This is a genomic window from Neotamlana sargassicola, from assembly GCF_020523965.1.
Classification (GTDB): Bacteria; Bacteroidota; Bacteroidia; order Flavobacteriales; family Flavobacteriaceae; genus Neotamlana; species Neotamlana sargassicola.
Map to the genome: position 1 here is coordinate 277,675 of NZ_JAJAPX010000005.1, position 19,696 is coordinate 297,370.

At 33.3% G+C, this 19,696-nt stretch carries 16 protein-coding genes; 12 read left to right on the plus strand and 4 right to left on the minus strand.

Features of this window, described 5'->3' with window-relative positions; translation table 11 throughout:
• Window positions 1–2: 2 nt before the first annotated feature.
• From rfbC to rfbF, 4 genes are read right to left on the minus strand one after another with little or no spacing between them, the layout of a single operon-like run.
• A complete protein-coding gene (gene rfbC, locus LG651_RS13160) occupies window positions 3–545 on the minus strand; it encodes a dTDP-4-dehydrorhamnose 3,5-epimerase (RefSeq protein WP_226696581.1) in 543 nt (180 codons plus the stop codon).
• Between the two features lies 1 nt (window position 546).
• Window positions 547–1,800: a UDP-glucose dehydrogenase family protein gene (locus LG651_RS13165; RefSeq protein ID WP_226696582.1), complete on the minus strand. Its 1,254-nt coding sequence runs from the start codon at window positions 1,798–1,800 to the stop codon at window positions 547–549.
• A complete protein-coding gene (locus LG651_RS13170; protein WP_226696583.1) occupies window positions 1,797–2,891 on the minus strand; it encodes an NAD-dependent epimerase/dehydratase family protein in 1,095 nt (364 codons plus the stop codon). The genes LG651_RS13165 and LG651_RS13170 overlap by 4 nt, the downstream gene beginning before the upstream one ends.
• A 10-nt stretch (window positions 2,892–2,901) precedes the next feature.
• Window positions 2,902–3,684 carry a glucose-1-phosphate cytidylyltransferase gene (gene rfbF / locus LG651_RS13175; RefSeq protein ID WP_226696584.1) on the minus strand — a complete coding sequence of 261 codons (783 nt, stop codon included), beginning with the start codon at window positions 3,682–3,684 and terminating at the stop codon, window positions 2,902–2,904.
• A gap of 615 nt (window positions 3,685–4,299) precedes the next feature.
• On the opposite strand from rfbF, the gene LG651_RS13180 reads away from it, so the two are divergent.
• The 12 genes from LG651_RS13180 to LG651_RS13235 all read left to right on the plus strand — a co-directional run bounded on the left by LG651_RS13180 (window position 4,300) and on the right by LG651_RS13235 (window position 19,694).
• On the plus strand, window positions 4,300–6,606 hold the full coding sequence (locus tag LG651_RS13180) for a GumC family protein (RefSeq protein ID WP_226696585.1): 2,307 nt from the start codon (window positions 4,300–4,302) through the stop codon (window positions 6,604–6,606).
• A gap of 410 nt (window positions 6,607–7,016) precedes the next feature.
• A complete protein-coding gene (locus LG651_RS13185; RefSeq protein ID WP_226696586.1) occupies window positions 7,017–8,249 on the plus strand; it encodes an MATE family efflux transporter in 1,233 nt (410 codons plus the stop codon).
• A gap of 10 nt (window positions 8,250–8,259) precedes the next feature.
• Window positions 8,260–9,240 (plus strand): hypothetical protein, encoded by a 981-nt coding sequence (locus LG651_RS13190; RefSeq protein ID WP_226696587.1) that lies wholly within the window; start codon window positions 8,260–8,262, stop codon window positions 9,238–9,240.
• A gap of 30 nt (window positions 9,241–9,270) precedes the next feature.
• Window positions 9,271–10,611, plus strand: coding sequence for a UDP-glucose dehydrogenase family protein (locus tag LG651_RS13195; RefSeq protein ID WP_226696588.1), 1,341 nt, complete (start codon window positions 9,271–9,273; stop codon window positions 10,609–10,611).
• Window positions 10,612–10,635: 24 nt separating this feature from the next.
• Window positions 10,636–11,754: a glycosyltransferase family protein gene (locus tag LG651_RS13200; RefSeq protein WP_226696589.1), complete on the plus strand. Its 1,119-nt coding sequence runs from the start codon at window positions 10,636–10,638 to the stop codon at window positions 11,752–11,754.
• Between the two features lie 31 nt (window positions 11,755–11,785).
• Window positions 11,786–13,027, plus strand: coding sequence for a glycosyltransferase family 4 protein (locus LG651_RS13205; protein ID WP_226696590.1), 1,242 nt, complete (start codon window positions 11,786–11,788; stop codon window positions 13,025–13,027).
• A 21-nt stretch (window positions 13,028–13,048) separates the two neighbouring features.
• Window positions 13,049–14,347 carry a hypothetical protein gene (locus LG651_RS13210; protein WP_226696591.1) on the plus strand — a complete coding sequence of 433 codons (1,299 nt, stop codon included), beginning with the start codon at window positions 13,049–13,051 and terminating at the stop codon, window positions 14,345–14,347.
• Window positions 14,340–15,485 carry a glycosyltransferase family 4 protein gene (locus LG651_RS13215; protein ID WP_226696592.1) on the plus strand — a complete coding sequence of 382 codons (1,146 nt, stop codon included), beginning with the start codon at window positions 14,340–14,342 and terminating at the stop codon, window positions 15,483–15,485. The genes LG651_RS13210 and LG651_RS13215 overlap by 8 nt, the downstream gene beginning before the upstream one ends.
• On the plus strand, window positions 15,486–16,148 hold the full coding sequence (locus tag LG651_RS13220; RefSeq protein ID WP_226696593.1) for an acyltransferase: 663 nt from the start codon (window positions 15,486–15,488) through the stop codon (window positions 16,146–16,148).
• Window positions 16,149–16,184: 36 nt separating this feature from the next.
• Window positions 16,185–17,324, plus strand: coding sequence for a glycosyltransferase (locus tag LG651_RS13225; RefSeq protein WP_226696594.1), 1,140 nt, complete (start codon window positions 16,185–16,187; stop codon window positions 17,322–17,324).
• Window positions 17,325–17,363: 39 nt separating this feature from the next.
• Window positions 17,364–18,557 carry a glycosyltransferase gene (locus LG651_RS13230; protein ID WP_226696595.1) on the plus strand — a complete coding sequence of 398 codons (1,194 nt, stop codon included), beginning with the start codon at window positions 17,364–17,366 and terminating at the stop codon, window positions 18,555–18,557.
• A gap of 24 nt (window positions 18,558–18,581) precedes the next feature.
• Window positions 18,582–19,694, plus strand: a complete 1,113-nt coding sequence (locus tag LG651_RS13235; protein WP_226696596.1) for a polysaccharide pyruvyl transferase family protein — start codon at window positions 18,582–18,584, stop codon at window positions 19,692–19,694.
• Window positions 19,695–19,696 lie beyond the last annotated feature (2 nt).

Here is a 19,696-nt window from a genome sequence, read left to right on the forward strand (position 1 = left end):
ATTTATTTAAATGGACTATCAAAATTATTAAAAGAAACCATATTTTTATCTTTTTCAGAGAGAATTATTGGGATATCAGGCCATTCTATTCCGCAGGAATTCCAGTGAATTCCGGCATCACATTCGGCATCGAAAACAGTAGTTGTTTTGTTTAAGAAAATAGTATCATCTTCTAAAGACATAAATCCATGAGCTAGTCCTTCTGGAATGTAGAGAATTTTGGGTTCATCAGCTTTTAGGTTGATTGTTAGATGCTTACCAAATGTTGGTGAATTTTTACGCAAATCAACAACAACGTCAAAAATAGCACCCTTCAAGCAGATAATACATTTTACATGCTGATAAGGCGGAGTTTGAAAATGAAGTCCTCTAACAACACCTTTTGCTGAGGTCGAAAAATACTCTTCTACAAAATCAGTTCTTAAGCCTAGATCGTCAAAAAAACAATTGTGAAAAATCTTTACAAAAAGACCTCTACTATCAGAAAACACTTTGGGTTTTAATATATAGAGCCCAGGGATTTCAGTTTTAATTTTTTCTAGCATATTAATAGATATAGCGGTAATCAAATACGTTTTTTCCTTGAATTTCGTCTTTATTTTGTATGAACTCTTTCCAACCGGTTAATATAACGACATTATTGGTTTTGGATAAAATTTCTTCAAGAGAATTGCAATAATCTAATTCCATATCTGGATAATACCTTTTAAACTCACTAATTGATATTGGATCATAAGCATATAAATTTTTATATCCTTTTTGAATCAGTAAATCAATAATCGCTTTTGTTGGAGTTATTCTTACGTCGTCAGATTCGGGTTTGAATGATAGTCCAAGAATTCCTATCGTATCAGATTTATTTATTTTGCTTTCAATTGCATCAGCAATATAATGTTTTATGGTGTTATTTATTTCAAGGTTCGCACTCAATATTTTGGGTTTAAAACCATTTTCGATTGATGCTTGAATTAAGGCTGAGGTATCTTTAGGTAAACAATATCCGCCATAGCCACAACCTGGATAAACATATTTAGACATTCCTGCTGGAGTACCATACCACCTTTTGTCTTCGTGTAGAATACGAAAAGCTTTAGGAATATCAATATTGCCAATTTCATTTGCAATAATTGACATTTCATTTGCGTAACTAATTAAAGTTGAAAGTAACGTGTTTGATAGGTATTTAATGTATTCTGCAGAATTATAGCTAACATAATGAATTGGAGCATTAAATGGTAGATAAATTTTATTTAAAATATCTTTTGCAATATCATCCTCAACACCAATAACAATTCTATCAGGTTCTATAAAATCTTCCCAACAATAGCCTTCGCGCAAAAATTCAGGGTTTGAGGCAAAAACAATTTTTCTATTAGGTAGTTGTGAAAGTTTTTCCTTAACGAAAGGAATAATCTTAGTAGATACAGTTGATGGTGGAACGGTTGATTTAGTGATTATTACCTGAAGCTTATCAGTTTCTACATTTAATACTTGTTCAATTGCAGCATAAATATATTTCAAGTCAGCACTTCCGTCTTCTTTACTTGGGGTTCCAACACATAAAAAAATTGCTTCACTGTCTTTAATTGCTTGTTCAAAATTTGTGTCTAGAGAAAATGTTTTGTTATTTGTTTCTCTTAAAACTTTTTCTAAATGAGGTTCATGAAATGGTATTTTAAATTTTTTTAATGAATTTAAGCGATTTTCATCAACGTCAAATCCGTAGGTTTTAAAACCCGTTTTAGCAAATCCAAGGCCTGTTGTCAGACCTACAAATCCAAGTCCTAGAACTGATATCATAATAGTTGTCCGTTATAGATTTTTAAAAATTCAAGGAATCTTGCAATTCCTTCTTCTACGTGTATAGAAGGATTATAACCAAGTAATTCTTTAGCTTTATCAATTACAGGGCATCTTCTATTTGGATTATCAGTCATATAATCATCGTCATCGGAATTTCCAAATGTGACTTTACCTGTATATCCAAAAATATCTTTTGCATTCTTAACATAGATCTCAGCAAATTCTTTTACCGAAATTTCAGGATTATCAATCCCTATGTTAAATACATCAAACTTGTCGTAAAGTAGAACTTTTAAATATCCTGTAATAGCATCTGATATATAGCAAAAAGTTCTAGTTGGTTTACCGTCAGAAAGAATATTTAGATCATCTCCCTCAACAACACATTTCGCAAAATCCGCTGGCAAACGTTTGTCGTGTATACTCATTCCAGGGCCATAATTGTTAAAAGGGCGGGCAATAGTTACTGGGAAATTATATTGATTATTGAAAATCCAGCACATGGTCTCTCCGAAGCGCTTAGCTTCGTCGTAACAAGCTCTTGGCCCCATAGTATTTACATTGCCACGGTAAGATTCGGGAGTTGGAATATATTCTTTAAAAGGATCCCCATATATCTCGCTACTTGAGAAGAACAAAAATCCAGTTACCTTCTTATTTAGGTAATAATCAAATAATCTACGCAGTCCAGTAATATTAGCATCAATTGTTTCTACAGGATAAATTCTGTAAAAAGTAGGGGATGCTATTGAAGCCATATGAATAATCAGGTTTGCATTTTCAGCACCAGGTACTTCGCTAATATCATCGGTTATTATATTAAATTCATGTAGGGAAAAGAAATCATACTCCTCAACGATTTCGTCAAGCCACTCTTTATTTCCGGTTAGGAAATTTTCAAGTGCTATTACCTGTTTAATCTTTAGCTGCTCTTTGAATTTAGTAAGGAAGTGTACAAAGTAATAGCCCAAAAAACCTCCACATCCCGTTAAAAGAACGGTGGCGTTATTAAATTTTGATTTTTCTTTATCTGTGAGACCATCATAAATATTATTCAGGTCTTCATTAATAATTTTGTTGTTTCTCATATTTATAGATTTACCAAACTTTCCAAGGGGCATCATTTCTAACCCACCTTTCTTCTAAAACATTTTTATCTCTTAAAGTATCCATGGGTTGCCAAAAATCAGTATGCTTGTACGCGAATAAATTTCCATTTTTGGCGAGATTTTCCATAGGGTCTTTTTCAAAAACAGTTGAGTCGTTCTCAATTAAATCAAGAACTGAAGGTTCTAAAACAAAATACCCACCGTTAATCCAAGCTGTACCTTCTGAGGCTCCTTTCGGTTTCTCCTTAAAGTATTTAATTTCAGTTTCATCACCATTTAAAGTAAATACTCCAAAGCGACCAGGCTGACGAACAGACGTTAAGGTAGCCAATTTTCCGTGGCTTTTATGAAACGAAATGAGCTTATTGATATCCACATTGCTAACTCCATCTCCATAAGTGAGACAAAATGTTTCATCTCCAATATATTGAGCCACTTTTTTAACGCGTCCTCCGGTCATCGTATTTTCACCAGTATCAACTAAAGTTACAGACCATGGTTCAGAGTTGACATTATGGACTTCCATATTATTTGTTCTCATATCGAACGTAACATCGGATGTATGAAGAAAATAATTTGAGAAATATTCCTTAATCATATAACCTTTATACCCGCAACAGATAATAAAATCATTAATGCCATAATGAGAATATGTTTTCATTATGTGCCATAAAATAGGTTTTCCACCTATCTCAACCATTGGTTTTGGACGGACCCCACTTTCTTCACTAATTCGGGTTCCAAATCCTCCTGCAAGAATTACTGCTTTCATTTTAAATTTTTAAATTTTTAAATTTTTTTAATTAATAATTTTTATTTTCTGAGGGAGATATATGGACTAAAGAGATAAGTGATTTGTTTTTTTTGTTAATGGTATTTAATAGAAGTAAATATTATTGTAAACCAGAATTTTAATAGGTTTAACAAAGAGTTTTTTTAAGTCCATTGTTTTGAAAATTACAATACATTATTAAGTTGTAATTGTTTTTATTGGTTAATAGCTTTTTCTGGCTTTAAAACTAAAAAAAATATTTTAATAAACTAAAAGGTTTTGGCTGTATGTCTATTTTTTTGGTTAAAAGTTCTTTGTTTTATTGTTTTAAGTTTCTATGTGGTGTCTTATTGATGATTCTAAAGTATAATTAAACGAAAATATTTGCGATGTATAGAAATTCACACTTTCTTAAGGTTAGGCTTAGTTCATGAGTTTAAATTTATGATTTATTTAATTTAAAACAGAATTAATTGCGTTTAAACTAAAACAGCGACTTTTAATCTGTTTTACTACTTAAATGTTTTGTTAAAGTGAAAAAAAAGGTTTTTTTTGTACAGGGTTATAAAATTAAATCAATAGAACTTAAATAATAATAAGTAGTATTTAAATGTCATGGAAAAAGATTTTTTTAAAATATTATCAAGTTATTTAAAGTACTGGTACCTATTTGTAATAGGATGTGTAATTTGTCTGGTATTAGCATTTTTGCATATTCGTTATAACGTAATATCCGAATATTACATTGCTGGTAAGGTACTGCTTAACGATAAAGAAAATGGTGGTGGAGAGGCCTCTGGTTTGCAGTCTTTAAGCGATTTAGGCTTGATTAAAATGTCTAAAAACATCCAAGACGAGATAGGGGTGCTATTATCGTACGATTTAATGTTAGAAACTATTAAGGAGTTGGATTATGCGGTAGCATATTATGCAGAAGGAAGTTTCAATGAGGTTGAGGTATATGTAAAATCTTTGCCGTTTAAAGTCGTTTTAAATGATACATTACCGTTGTTAAGGCAAGGGACATTAGGCAGGGTTAAGGTACTTGATGAATTCAAATTTAGTGTTGAAAAATTAGTCGACGAGGAAGTTGTTGATAAAAAAGTGTATGAATTCGGGGAAATATTAAACACTGAGTTTGGAAATTTCCATATTGAATTACAACAACAAGGAAAGTTAGACCTTAAAAATACTAATCCAGTAATTGTTAGATTTAAGGATCCTGAAGCCTTGGCTTCTAATTATAATGCCCGTTTAAATGTGTTTCCGGTTTACGAAAATGGAGGTGGCTTGCTCGAAATAGGCTTAACCGATGCCGTTCCTCAACGCGGGGAAGATTTAATTAATAAACTCATAGAGGTATATGCGCGCAATTCTGCGAAGCACAAAAACTTGCTAGCCGAATCTACCCTAAAATTGATTGATGAGCGTTTAAATCTATTAACTACAGATTTAAATAGCGCTGAAGAAAGTGTCGAGAACTACAAGCAAAGTAATAACCTAACCAATGTAGAGGCAGATGCATCACGCTTTATCCAATTAGCCGATCAAGTAGATAGAGAATTAGCAACCTTGCGAACCGAAATCAATGCCATTGATGCCCTTGAAAGAACCTTAGGGCAAACAGGTGGGGGAAATTATACAGCTATAAGTTCTTACAATATTCAAAATCCTGCCTTAGTAGCTGCAATCATGAATTACAACACGGTCGTTCAAGAAAGGGTGGCATTAGTAAATGCAACGGGAATAGGGAACCCCATGTTAGGGGAAATCGATAAGCGTTTAGAGTCTAGTAAACGACAAATTTTAGAAAATTTAAAAGGTATTAAATTACAATTAACCAGATCCCAGAGGGACTTAATGAATCAGTCTGCTCAATACAGGTCTAAAATTTCTTCAGTGCCTTCGGCTGAAAGAGCCTTATTGGAAATTAATAGAGATCAAGGGCTTAAACAGGGCTTGTATTTATTTCTCCTACAGAAAAAAGAGGAAGAAGCCTTGTCTATTAGTGTGCCTTTTGCAGATACACGTATTATCGAAGAACCAAGGTCTAGTGGATACCCAATAAATGGGGCTAAAACGCCCGTATATTTGGGCGCAATCCTATTTGGTTTGTTAGTGCCTTTCGGTTTTGTGTTTTTAAAAGAAAAATTAAATACAAAAATTGAAGACGCAGAGGAGGTGGGTAATCTAACGAGTACACCAATTTTAGGTCTGGTGGCTCACAATAATACAAATAAAGCAGTGGTGCTAAGTAAAAATAGCAACACACCAATTGCGGAACTTTTTAGGTTAATGAGGCATAATTTAAAGTTCATGACCAAAAACGCAGCCAACCAAACCATAATGGTAACCTCCGGGAATCCAGGAGAAGGGAAAACCTTTGTATCCACAAATTTAGCAGCGAGTTTAGCTCTTACAGGGAAAAAAGTGGTTGTCTTAGGTTTCGATTTAAGAATACCTAAATTAACTAAAGAATTAGATTTAAAGTATGAATATGGGCTTTCCGATTACATAATCGATACCCAGATACAAATACAACAGTTACTAATCACTTACCAACAGGTGCCAAATTTACACTTTATTGGGGCAGGTACCATGGCACCGAATCCTGGAGAATTAATAATTCACCAACGGGTCGAAGAGCTTTTTGCACAGCTAAAATCGCAATTCGATTACATTATTATCGATACACCTCCTGTAGGGAAGGTTGCTGATGCTTTTGCCTTAGCAAAGCATACGGATGCGGCTATTTTTGTGCTACGTCAAAATTATACTAAAAAAACGGACTTGAAATTGGTAAACGAGATAGAGGGAACAAACAAAATAAACAACTTAATGTTAGTAATAAATGATGTGAAAAACGAGAAAAACGATTTCTATGGTGGCTACGGAAATACGGGAAATACCAAAAACACCTAAATAAACTTCCTTAGAGCTTTATTTAGAGTAACCAAATCACTAAATGCATATGAATTATGAAATTTTTTTAAAATCAACGTACCCCGATAGTCAAGAAAATAACTTCGCGGTAAATTGGCTTAAAAAAGGTTGCGGAAGAAACACGTAGCCCCAGGTATGCTATAGTGCAAAATTCTGAAGAAAAACATCTAATAATTTGTGAAAGCGCTTTAATGATGCTAGGATTTAATAGAATACAGGCAATTATAAAGCGTATAGCGGTTGGTTAATTGTATGGGGGCAAGAAAAAAATTAAATAAGCAAATGAATATATATCGAATTGATTTAACTTTCATCAAAAAGCTGTATAGTGATCTTCTATGAGGAATATATCTAATCGTTCCATTTTTTTAAGGCTGAAACCTTGGTTTATGTTGATAGGTTCTACGAGTATGGCCCAAGGCTTAGTTCAAGGATTAGGGTTAATTTCAGGTATTTTAGTAATTAGAATATTACCGCCTTCTGAATACGCCTTATACACTCTAGGGAATAGTATGCTAGGTGCTATGGTCTTGTTGGCAAATGGTGGTATATCTAAAGGTGTAATGGCGCAAGGTAGTAAAGTTTGGAAAAATAAAAACCATTTGGGCGAAGTAATGGTTACAGGACTCCATTTAAGAAAAAAATTTATTTTAGCGAGTTTAATAATTGGAATCCCAATTTTATTTTACCTCCTATTACAAAATGATGCGAGTATCACTTCAGCCATTTTGATAATTATAGCATTAATTCCGGCTTTTACGGCTTCTATTTCTAATGCCTTATTGGTCATAGTGCCTCAATTACATCAGAATATTAGGCCGTTGCAAATTAATCAAATTGGGGTTAATTTGGGACGATTATTGCTTTTGTTGGCATCCATACTCTTTTTTCCTATTGCTTATGTGGCACTTTTATCGGCTGGTATTTCACAAATATTTGGTAATTATAGGTTAAAAAAAATAGCTTTACAACATGTGAATTTAAACCAAAAGCCATCCCCTGTCATTCGTAAAAAAATTATAAAAACCGTTTCGCGTATTTTTCCCGAATCGGTTTACTATGCGTTTTCCAGTCAGATTACCATTTGGTTATTATCAATATTTGGAACCACAAAGGCAGTTGCAGAAATAGGAGCATTAAACCGAATTGCAGTGTTATTAACCTTATTTACTATGGTATTTAATATTTTAATAGCACCAAGATTTGCACGGTTAACAGAAAGTTTTCAAGTATTATTAAAAAGGTATTCTTTAGTTGTGCTTATATTACTTATCGTGTTACTCGTTGTGGTTAGTATGACTTATTGGTTTTCATCTCAAATATTATGGGTATTAGGAGCTGACTATAATAATTTAAATACAGAAATTGTGTGGTTAATTTTGGGGGCAACACTATCACTTATAGCCGGGCTTATTTATAATCTGTATTCAGGAAGGGGTTGGATTCAGCATCCCTTGCTGGCAATTTCAATAAGTTTTATAACTTTAGTAGTTGGTATTACTGTAATTGATGTGTCCAGCTTAATGGGGGCCATTAAATTAAATATTTTAGTAGGCTTAGTGCAATTTCTATCACATTTGTTATATGGGTATTACAAAATTTTTAAATTAAAAAATAATTAAATAAAAATTAATGACATCTAAATCAGCTATATGTACCCTGTTTGAGGGGCATTATCATTATGGAGTGGCTACATTGTCAAATTCATTATTTCATTCAGGGTTCAATGGTATAATGTATGTGGGGTATAGAGGGGATTTACCAAATTGGATAAAAGGAGGAGAACTCGTAAGTATTGAAGGTTTCGATAATGTCATCAAAGTAAAAAATATAAAGCAAGACATGACTTTATATTTTATACCCTTATCTACATCTTTTAGCTTAACTAACTATAAGCCCAATTTTATGTTAGATTTAATGGACGGTCCAGCAAGAGGTTTGGATTATATGTTTTACTTCGATCCAGATATCGTGGTCAAGCAACCTTGGGCATGTTTCGAAGAATGGGCTAGCTGCGGAATTGCAGTCTCTGAAGACGTAAATTCTCCCTTAGAAGAATTACATCCAAGGAGAGTGGGCTGGCGTAAATATTTCAAGGATTATAATTTGGCGCTAAAATTCAAATCTAATATTTATGTCAATGGTGGTTTTATTGGAGTAAATAAACGTAATTTAGAATTTTTAAAACTTTGGAAAAATATACAAGACCATATGGCAAATGCTATCGGAGGTCTTGAAAATTCTATTTTTTCGAATCAAACTTACAAAACAACAATACCTATAAAAAAAGGGTTTCAAATTTTTGATAAATCAGACCAAGACGCTTTAAATGCAGCTATCGAATGTTATAAGGATGATGTAAGCTATATAGGTCTCGAAGGTATGGGATTCAAAGAAGGGTACAATCTGATGATTCACGCGCTAGGAAGCCCAAAACCTTGGAAAACAAATCTACTAAGTAGAGCTATAAAGGGACAGCAACCTAGATTGACAGATGTAAGTTATTGGAGAGTTAACCATACACCATTCTCAGCGCATAGTGATTTTGAAATTAAAAGGAAAAAAATAAGTATATTGGTTGCAAAAATCATAGGCCGATTTTACAGTAAATAATTAAATATAAAATCAAAAATAATAAGCTTTATGAAAATAACAGTGATAGGTACAGGATACGTAGGGTTGGTAAGTGGAACCTGTTTTGCAGAAATGGGAAACAAAGTAACCTGTATTGATGTCGATACAAATAAAATTCAAAAACTAGAAGAAGGCATCATTCCAATTTACGAACCAGGACTAGAAGTAATGGTTAAGCGTAACTATGAGCGCAATACCCTAAAGTTTAGTACAAAACTATCAGAAAACCTAGGGGGCTGTGACATCGCTTTTATTGCTGTAGGAACACCTATGGGCGACGATGGGTCTGCCGATTTAAAGTATGTACTTCAAGTGGCTAAAGAAATTGGGCAAAACATGACCACGCCACTTATTGTAGTTGATAAATCAACGGTGCCAGTAGGAACAGCCGATAAAGTGAGAGCACAGATTAAAGAAGAACTAGATAAGCGAGGGGTTGATATTCATTTTGATGTGGTGTCCAATCCGGAGTTTCTAAAAGAAGGCGATGCCATTAGCGATTTTATGAAACCGGACCGCGTGGTAATTGGAGCTGATAGCGATGAAACAGCCGAAATTATGCGTACCCTATATTCACCCTTCTTTAGAAGTGGTTCAGCCCGTTTAATTGTAATGGATGTGCGCTCGGCAGAAATGACCAAATACGTAGCCAACGCCATGTTAGCAACCAAAATTTCCTTCATGAACGAAATTTCTAACATCTGCGAATTAGTAGGAGCAGATGTAAATGATGTTCGCATCGGTATTGGTTCAGACAGCCGTATTGGCTACAGCTTCATCTATCCAGGTGCCGGCTACGGAGGCTCTTGTTTTCCTAAAGATGTGAAAGCCCTGCATCGTACAGCCAAAGAATATGGGTTTGATGCCGAATTAATTGGATCAGTAGAATCCGTTAACGATAAGCAAAAATTAGTCATAGCCAAAAAAGTAGTGAAACGTTTCGGAGAAGATTTATCAGGAAAAACCTTTGCGATATGGGGGCTGTCTTTTAAACCAGATACCGACGATATGCGTGAGGCGCCTGCCATTTATATCATAAAAGATTTAGTAAGCCGTGGCGCTAAAATTAAAGCCTACGACCCTAAAGCTATGCACGAAGCTCAAGAATGCTACCTAAAAGGCGTACAAAACATAACGTACTGCAATTCCAAATACGAGGCCATTGTTGATGCTGATGCCATGTTATTATTAACTGATTGGAAAGAATTTAGAATCCCAGATTTTGAAGAATTAAAAGCCCAACTCAAAACACCAATTGTTTTTGATGGTCGTAACCAATACAACGATAAAATGATGCAAGAACAAGGTTTTGAGTATTTTCAAATAGGGAAACAACCGCTAAAGGCCTAATTGGAGGCAAATAATTTTTGTTGCATGAAAATGGTATTTATTTGTGGCGCTCTGGAACCTGGAAAAGATGGGGTAGGCGATTATACCCGAAGATTATCTGCGGCATTAATAAAACAAGGGATTTCAGTCAGTATCTTAGCTTACAACGATAAATTCATCAAAAAAAAAATAGAAGAACTTCAAAGCTCCGACGGGTCTGAAATCCCTTGCTTACGTTTACCACATACCTGGACGTCTAAACAAAGAACCCAACAAGCCAAAAATTGGGTAGATAAATACAATCCAGACTGGCTGAGTCTACAATTTGTAATTTACTCATTCCATAATAAAGGCCTGCCATTTGGAATTTCTAGTCAATTAAAACAAATAGTATCGGATAGAAAATGTCAAATAATGTTTCACGAAACTTGGTTAGGACTAAAAACCAATGACTCTCTCAAGTATCAAATAATTGGCTTTCTTCAAAAAAGAATTATTAAAAGGTTAAGGAGTGCTATAAAGTTTAAAGTGGTGCACACGCATACTCAGTTTTATATGAGAGAACTAAATAAAATAGGGTTTTATAATGTCAAATACCTTCCTGTATTCAGTAATATACCAGTAATAGATATAAAAGAATCTCCTTACAAAGAAAATAAGAAAGTAAAATTTGTTCTTTTTGGGTCAATTCATCCAAATGTAGATTTCGTGGAGTTTTTTAATGAATTACAGGACTTCTACAAACACAAAATGGGTTTTACTTTGGAAGTAATTTTCATTGGTAAGTCAGGAAGATTTTTAGATCCTTGGATTAATGAATTAAAATCTAGAAAAATCCCTTTTAGTACTTTAGGTGAACAAAATCCAGAATCAATTTCTGAAGTATTGCAACAGGTAAATTATGGAATTACTACAAATCCTTCTTTTGTAGTGGAGAAAAGTGGAACGGTTGCAGCTATGCGTGAGCATGGGTTGAAAGTAATCATTGTTGCAGAAAAAACAGAACCTAAAGATACATTTAAGCTTAAATTTAATAAAAGTCTCTTTGAGTACAAATCAGGAAATTTAAAAGAATTCTTAGAAGATGGTCATAAAAAAAACACTGATGTATTGGGAATTAATTCAGTAGCACAAAAATTTTTAAATGATATTAAAGCCGGTTAATTGACTTTTCAATATATAAAATAAAAATACCATGAATAAAATTTCAGTATCACATCCAACCAGTAACCAAAATAATAGAGAGGTAGTCATGGGCTTTAAACGAGCTAATATGCTCCTAAATTTTTATACCTCTATTGCGGTGTTTCCAAATAGCTTTCTTTATAAGTTCAGAAATATAGGTGTGTTTAAAGAAGTAGTAAGACGTCAGTTTCATCAAAGTTTGAGAGACCATGTAAAAACATGGCCTATTAATGAAATTATTAGGCTATTAGCAAATAAAGCCGGGTATAAAAATTTAACAAAGCATGAAGTTGGTAAATTTTCTGTAGATAATATTTATCAAAAGTTTGATGCTAAAGTAGCAAAAGAGCTTAAAAAGTCTTCAAATAAAGGTGTAGAAGCTATATATGCATATGAAGACGGTGCCTATAACGCTTTTGTAAAAGCGAAACAAATGGGGCTTAAATGTATTTACGATCTTCCAATAGCATATTGGCAGACAAGTAAACAGTTATTAGAAGAGGAGGCAATTCGTTTACCTGAATGGGCAGCCACTATAAAGGGAGGTCTGTCGAATTCAGAAGAAAAACTTAAGCGAAAAACAAAAGAGCTCGAACTGGCAGATGTTGTTGTCGTACCCAGTCATTTTGTTAAAAATTCACTACCCAAATGGGCGCAAAATAAGAAAGTGATCATGACGCCTTTTGGATCTCCTGAATCCGCATTAAAAACAAATATCAGTGAAAAGAAAATTTCTGATCATAAATTGAGAGTATTATTTGTAGGCTCGATGACGCAAAGAAAAGGTTTGGGCGATTTGTTTGAGGCAATGAAATTGGTTGATACTACAGCGGTAGAATTAGTGGTATTGGGATCGTTAGCTGCACCTTTGGAGTTTTACACAAATAAAACAGATTTTATTCATGAAAAAGGTCGTCCCCATGACCAAGTGTTACAATTAATGCAATCCTGTGATGTGTTTTGTCTACCTTCCTTAGTAGAAGGTCGTGCATTGGTTATGCAGGAAGCGATGTCTCAGGGGCTACCTCTAATAATAACACCAAATACAGGTGGGGAGGATTTAGTTATAGAAGGTGAAACAGGTTTTTTAGTACCCATTAGAGATCCAAAAGCAATAGCCCAAAAAATAAACTGGTTTATTGAGAATAAAAGTAAAATTCCAACAATGGGGGAGAAGGCTCGAGAGCATGCTTCTAAATATACTTGGGAGAATTATAGTAAAACTATTGTTGAAGCATTAAAAAACTTGTAATAGTTCTTGTAACGCAACTAAATGGTAGATAAAACTATAAATATTGATATTTTAAAAAAAGGCATTTGGCTGTACTTTTTCCTTTTAATATTTGAAGGGGCATTGCGTAAATGGGTGCTACCTGGTTTAGCAACGCCCCTTCTTGTAGTTAGAGACCCTGTTTCATTGTGGCTTATTTACAAATGCTGGAAACAAAATCTATTACCGTTTAAAGTGCCTGTAGTCTTAATGACACTTTTAGCTGCTTTAGGTATAGTTACTGCTTTGGTGTTTGGTCATGGGAGACTCTTTATTGCACTATATGGAGCTCGTATATTGGTGGTGCATTTTCCTCTAATGTTTGTGATTAAAGAGATTTTTGATCTTCAGGATGTAGAAAAAATAGGTAGAATAGCCTTATGGATAGCAATACCGATGGTGATTTTAATCGCTTTACAGTTTTATAGCCCACAATCAGCTTGGGTAAATAGGGGGGTTGGTGGTGATATGGAAGGAGCAGGATTTAGTGGGGCTATGGGCTATTTTAGGCCCCCGGGTACGTTTTCCTTTACAGTAGGGAATGTATTGTTTTTTAATTTTGTAGCTTGCTTTTTAATCTATTTTTGGATTTCTGGTGCAAAAATCAATAAGCTTGTTTTAATACTTGCCACATTTGCGTTGCTAGGCGCAATTCCATTCTCTATTAGCCGAACTTTAATTTTTTCAATAGGAATAGCTGTGGTGTTTGCAATTGTAGCCTCTGCCAATAAACCTAAATTTTTAATTCGAATTGTATTCGCACTAATAATGATAATACTTATTGGTTTTCTTCTAAGCAACTTGGAAGTTTTTAAAACGTCTATGGAAGCAACTACGGCAAGGTACGATATGGCAAATAAAACAGAAGGAGGAGCGTCAAGTGCACTTTATCATCGTTTTTTTGGAGCCATGTTTAAAGCGTTATCAGAAACTAATAATTTACCATTTTGGGGGCTTGGACTAGGTATGGGAACTAATGTAGGAGCAAAACTATTAACTGGAGAAACCATGTTTCTAATAGCAGAATGGGAGTGGTTACGAATTATTGGTGAAATGGGCTTTGTATTAGGGGTATTTGTAATCCTAATAAGGGTAGTGTTTTCAGTCGAATTAGTCTTTAAAAGCTATAAATGCATGAGAATCGGAAATTTATTACCTTGGCTATTATTAAGTATGGGCTTTATGTACCTTATACAAGGCCAATGGGCGCAACCCACAATACTAGGGTTTAGTACTCTTTTGGGGGGGCTTATATTATCAGCTAGTAAAAGTACAAAACCAAATAATAAAATAAATGTCTAAAATTATTTTAATAGGAAATTATCCTTTAGACCAGCAAGAGAGTATGAAGCGTTTTGCTGTTATGCTTATGGAAGGTTTTACGGCAAAGGGCATACAAACAGAATTATGGAATCCACTAATAGTTACCGCATTTTTCTGTAAAAATTCCACATCTGGTATTGGTAAATGGTTAGGCTATATAGATAAGTGGCTCATATTTCCGCTAATATTAAAATGGCGTGTACTTCTTAATCGTAATAACAGTAAACGTACTAACTATCATATATGTGATCACTCAAACGCACCCTATCTTAAAAGTTTACCTAAAAAGAATACGGTAATTACATGTCATGACGTATTGGCTATACGAGGTGCCTTTGGTTTTAAGGATGCCTATTGTCCGGCATCAAAAACGGGCAAAATTTTACAGCAATGGATTTTAAAAAATTTGTGTAAAGCACATGCTTTAGCTGCAGTATCTAACTTTACACTATCACAATTAAAAGCGTTGAGTAATTTAAGCGAAACACCTAAATATTGGACCGTAATTCATAATGCATTTAATGCAAACTTCCGACCGTCTAGTAATTTGGAATCAGAGCCTATACTTAAAAAATTTAATCTCGAAAATAAACCGTATATCTTGCACGTAGGCTCAGCTTTAAAACGTAAAAACCGGAGTTTATTAGTAGATATGTTAAAAGCTTTAGGGACTAGTTGGGAGGGTATTATTGTTTTTGCTGGCAAACCAATAGATCATAAATTAAAAGCAAAAATTAAAGCCTTAAACTTTGAGCATCGAGTGGTATCGATAGTAAAACCTAACCATAAAGAGTTATTAGCCTTATATACCAACACTAAGGCATTTATTTTTCCCTCCCTGTCCGAGGGGTTTGGTTGGCCTTTAATAGAAGCCCAAGCATGTGGCGCCCCTGTTATAGCCAGTAATTTAGAACCCATGCCCGAAGTAAGTAATAATACGGCATTACATGCAGCCCCTGAAGATGTCAATGGTTTTGCCGAGGCATTTATGAAGCTTAAAGACAAAGAGTTTAAATTAAAACTCGTAAATGCTGGCTTCAAAAATAGCGAACGTTTTTCGGTTAATATAATGATAGATGCATATGTTAATTTACACCAATCAACAAACTCAAATTAAATGATTAAAAAACTTTTTACATTTTTATGGCCTTGGCCTATTAGACGACGTTTATTACATAAGTGGTTTGGTTATAACATTGCAAAAGATGCAAAAATTGGATGGTCTTGGATCTTTCCCGACCAATTAATAATGGAATCTGGATCTAGAATAGGTCACTTAAATGTGGCTGTACATTTAGATTGTGTAGAATTAAAAGCAAATGCTAAAATAGGGCGTAGTAATTGGATTACTGGATTTTCTACTAAAGCCCAATCTAAACATTTCGAATATCAAAAAAATAGACAATCAAAATTATATTTAGGAGAACACGCTGCAGTAACCAAACAACACCATTTAGATTGTACGAATGTAATTAATATCGGAGAATTCGCTACCATAGCCGGATACAGTTCTCAGTTTTTAACGCATTCTATTGATGTTTACGAAAATAGGCAAAGTAGTGCGCCTATAACCATTGGAGCTTATACATTTGTAAGCACGAATGTAGTAGTGTTAGGTGGTGCGGTATTACCTGATTTTTCTGTTTTAGGAGCGAAAGCTTTATTAAATAAAACATTTACAGAGGAATGGACGCTATACGGAGGTGTTCCGGCTAAGGCGGTAAGAGCTATAGACAAAACAGCTAAATATTTTAGCAGACCAGTGGGGTTTGTATATTAATTGAAGAAAATGAAACTACTTAGAGTCATAACTAGCATGAAGCCGCAAACGGGTGGACCATGTCAAGGTATAAGGAATATTATTCCAGAATTAATAAAACATGGTGTGCATAACGAAGTGGTCTGTTTGGATGCTCCAGATGAACAATATGGAGTCCAAGACGATTTTGTAATACATAAATTGGGGCAATCACAAAATCCTTGGGGATATCAAAAAGATTTAATCAATTGGCTCGTAAATAATTTTAATAGGTTCGATATTGTTGTAATACACGGTATTTGGCTTTATAATAGTTTTGCTACTGTAAAAGCTTTAAAGAAATATAAGAGAAAAAATAAAAAATATCCCATGCTGTATCTTATGCCTCATGGTATGCTGGATCCGTATTTTCAAAAAGTTAAGGAGAGACGAAAAAAAGCAATTAGAAACAGTATCTATTGGTTTTTAATTGAGAATAATGTAGTTAATAGCGTAGATGGATTGCTCTTTACGTGCCAGCAGGAATTGTTGTTAGCTAGAGAATCTTTTCCTAATTACAAACCCAAAAAAGAACTAAATATTAGTTACGGTATTCCAGAAGTACAAAAAGTTAATAATGACATGTCAAGGGGGCTCAAAGAAAAAATTCCTCAATGGAATGGTAAACCATTTATTTTATTTTTAAGTAGAATACATCAAAAAAAAGGTGTAGACTTGTTAATTAAAGCGTATTTAAGTTTACAAAAAAAACATAAAGATTTACCTCAATTAATTATAGCTGGTCCTGGTTTAAACACAAATTATGGCAAACAAATGCTAGAGTTAGCAAGGACTTCTTCTAATGTTCTTTTTCCCGGAATGTTAAAAGGCAATTGCAAATGGGCGGCGTTACACCATGCTGAAATATTTATGCTACCTAGTCACCAAGAAAATTTTGGTATTGCAGTAGTTGAAGCACTCGCCTCTGAAACCTCGGTAGTAATAACAAATAAAGTAAATATTTTTAAAGAAATTGTGGCTAGCAATGCAGGTATAGTCTGTAATGATGATTTGTATGGGGTTCAAAATGCATTAGAACATTGGTATAAAATGTCTAATATTCAAAAAATTGATTTGAGTAAAAATGCGAGAAAAGTCTATACAGATTTATTTACAGTAGAAAGTGCAGCTCTGAGGTTTATAGAGACATTAAAATAGCTTGTGACTTTATAATATAGTTTTAAAATAAATTTAATAATGAGAAATATTTTATTTGTGATTGGTAGTTATCCTTCATATGGTGGCACTGAAAAAATCACAACAGTTTTGGCCAATGCCTTTGTTAATAGAGGACATAATGTTTCTATCGTTTCCTTCAAGCAGCCCAATCCTGAACTTAAAGATGAAGAATTGCATAAATCAATAAAATTATTCTCTTTAAGTTACCCAGTCTTAACGAATTCGAATATTAAAATTTTAAAAACAATTATTGAAGAGCAAAATATCAATATTATTTTGAATCAGTGGTGTTTACCTTACTATGTAACAAAACTTATTAATAAAGCTAGAAGTAAAAATAAATGTATATTAATTTCAGCACTTCATGGAGCACCCAATCAAAACAAAAGGTTACTAACTCTAGTTCATAAGAAAAACAATACAAATAGTAGTATCGGTAAAAAAATTTATAAATTATTACATCAATTACTACTTAATTTAACAGGTTATAATCTAAGGTATGTTTATAAAAAAAGTGATTTATATGTGGTTTTGTCTCAGAGTTTTGTAAATATTTTCAAAAATTTAGCCAACATAAAGACAACAGATAAAATCATAGCTATTCCCAATCCAATAACGATTAAAGCGCCTAAAAATTTGAATGGTTTGAACCTAAATAATAAACAAAAAACTATTTTATACGTTGGACGTATGGATTTTTTAAATAAAAGAGTGCATCGTGTAATAGAAGCTTGGGAACAAATTTATGAAAAGCACCCTGATTGGAATTTGGTATTAGTGGGAGATGGTTCTGAAAAAGAGACTCTAAACACTTATGTTAAAAATAAGAATATTAAACGTGTTATTTTCGAGAGTTTTAAAAAAGAGCCGCCAATTGAATTTTATAAAAAAGCTTCTGTTCTAATGTTAACTTCAGATCTAGAGGGATTTGGTTTGGTGGTAATAGAGGGAATGGCTTATGGATGTATTCCAATTGTTTATGGCAGCTATCCAGCTATTTATGATATTATTGAAGATACTAAATCTGGTTTTATTACGCCTATTCCATATAGTCAAGATATTACTGTTAAAAAATTAGAATCACTAATAAATAATCAAACCTTGAGACAAAATATGTCAAGAGACGCCTACCATAAAGCCCAAAAGTTTGCGTTAGAAACAACGGTCAATAATTGGGAAAATAAATTTGAAGAATTTCATGTAATTCAATAATAAGAATTTAAATAAAATAATAATATGAGAATAGGACAACTTACACTACCTTTTAATTGGAACTATGGTGGTATTTTACAAGGATATGCTTTAAATAAAGTGCTAATTCAGCTTGGGCATGAGCCTGTAATTATTAGTAGACGCCAAAATAGACCAAACCCATTAGTTAAATGGATGGTTTATTTTAAATGGGCAATATTTAAAAAGTTAAGTTATATTCCTGTTTTTAGAGTTTTACCATTAATTTGTGTAGAAACATTTAAGCGTAAACACTTAAAGCAAATAACAAAAAATGTGTTTTCAGACAAACAATTACAATCTATTGTTTCAGAGTATAATTTTGAAGGTTATGTTGTAGGGAGTGATCAAATATGGAATTTTACGGCAGCACCTCACATTAATAATGCGTTTTTAGATTTTGTGCCAGAAAATAAAAACATAAAAAAAGTTTCTTATGCGGCTTCTTTTGCTGTAAACACTTGGAATTATCCTGAAAAAGAAACGGAATTGTGTAAAGCTTTAGTGAAAAAATTTGATGGAGTATCTGTTCGTGAAGCTTCAGGAATAGAATTCTGTAAAACATATTTTAATGTTAAAGCAGAGCATCATTTAGATCCCACAATGCTTTTGCCTAAAGAAGATTATCAATATATTATTAAGAGTTCTAAGTGTGCCTCATCAAATGGAAAGTTGTTATTATATATATTAGATGATACCCCAGAGCGTAGAAAAATAGCTCACCACATTCAAGAAGTAACTAATTTAAAGCCTTTCGGTGTTAGGCAATTTAAAAAGGTAGAAATTATTAAAAATGCTTTAAAAGGAATTTATCCTTCGGTAGAGCAATGGTTAAAATGTTTTAACGATGCCGAATATGTTGTTACAGATTCTTTCCATGGAACAGTATTTTCAATAATTTTTAATAAGCCATTTATTTGTTTAGGAAATAAAGCTAGAGGTTTAGCTAGGTTTGAATCTTTATTAAATAATTTGGGATTAATTGATAGATTGGTGCTTAACTTTGACGAAATACAGCAAATAAATTTTAATGAGGAGATTAACTGGAAGGAAGTTAATAGCGTTATTGAATTAGAAAAGCAAAAGTCTATAGTTTTTTTAAAAAATCACTTTAATTAATT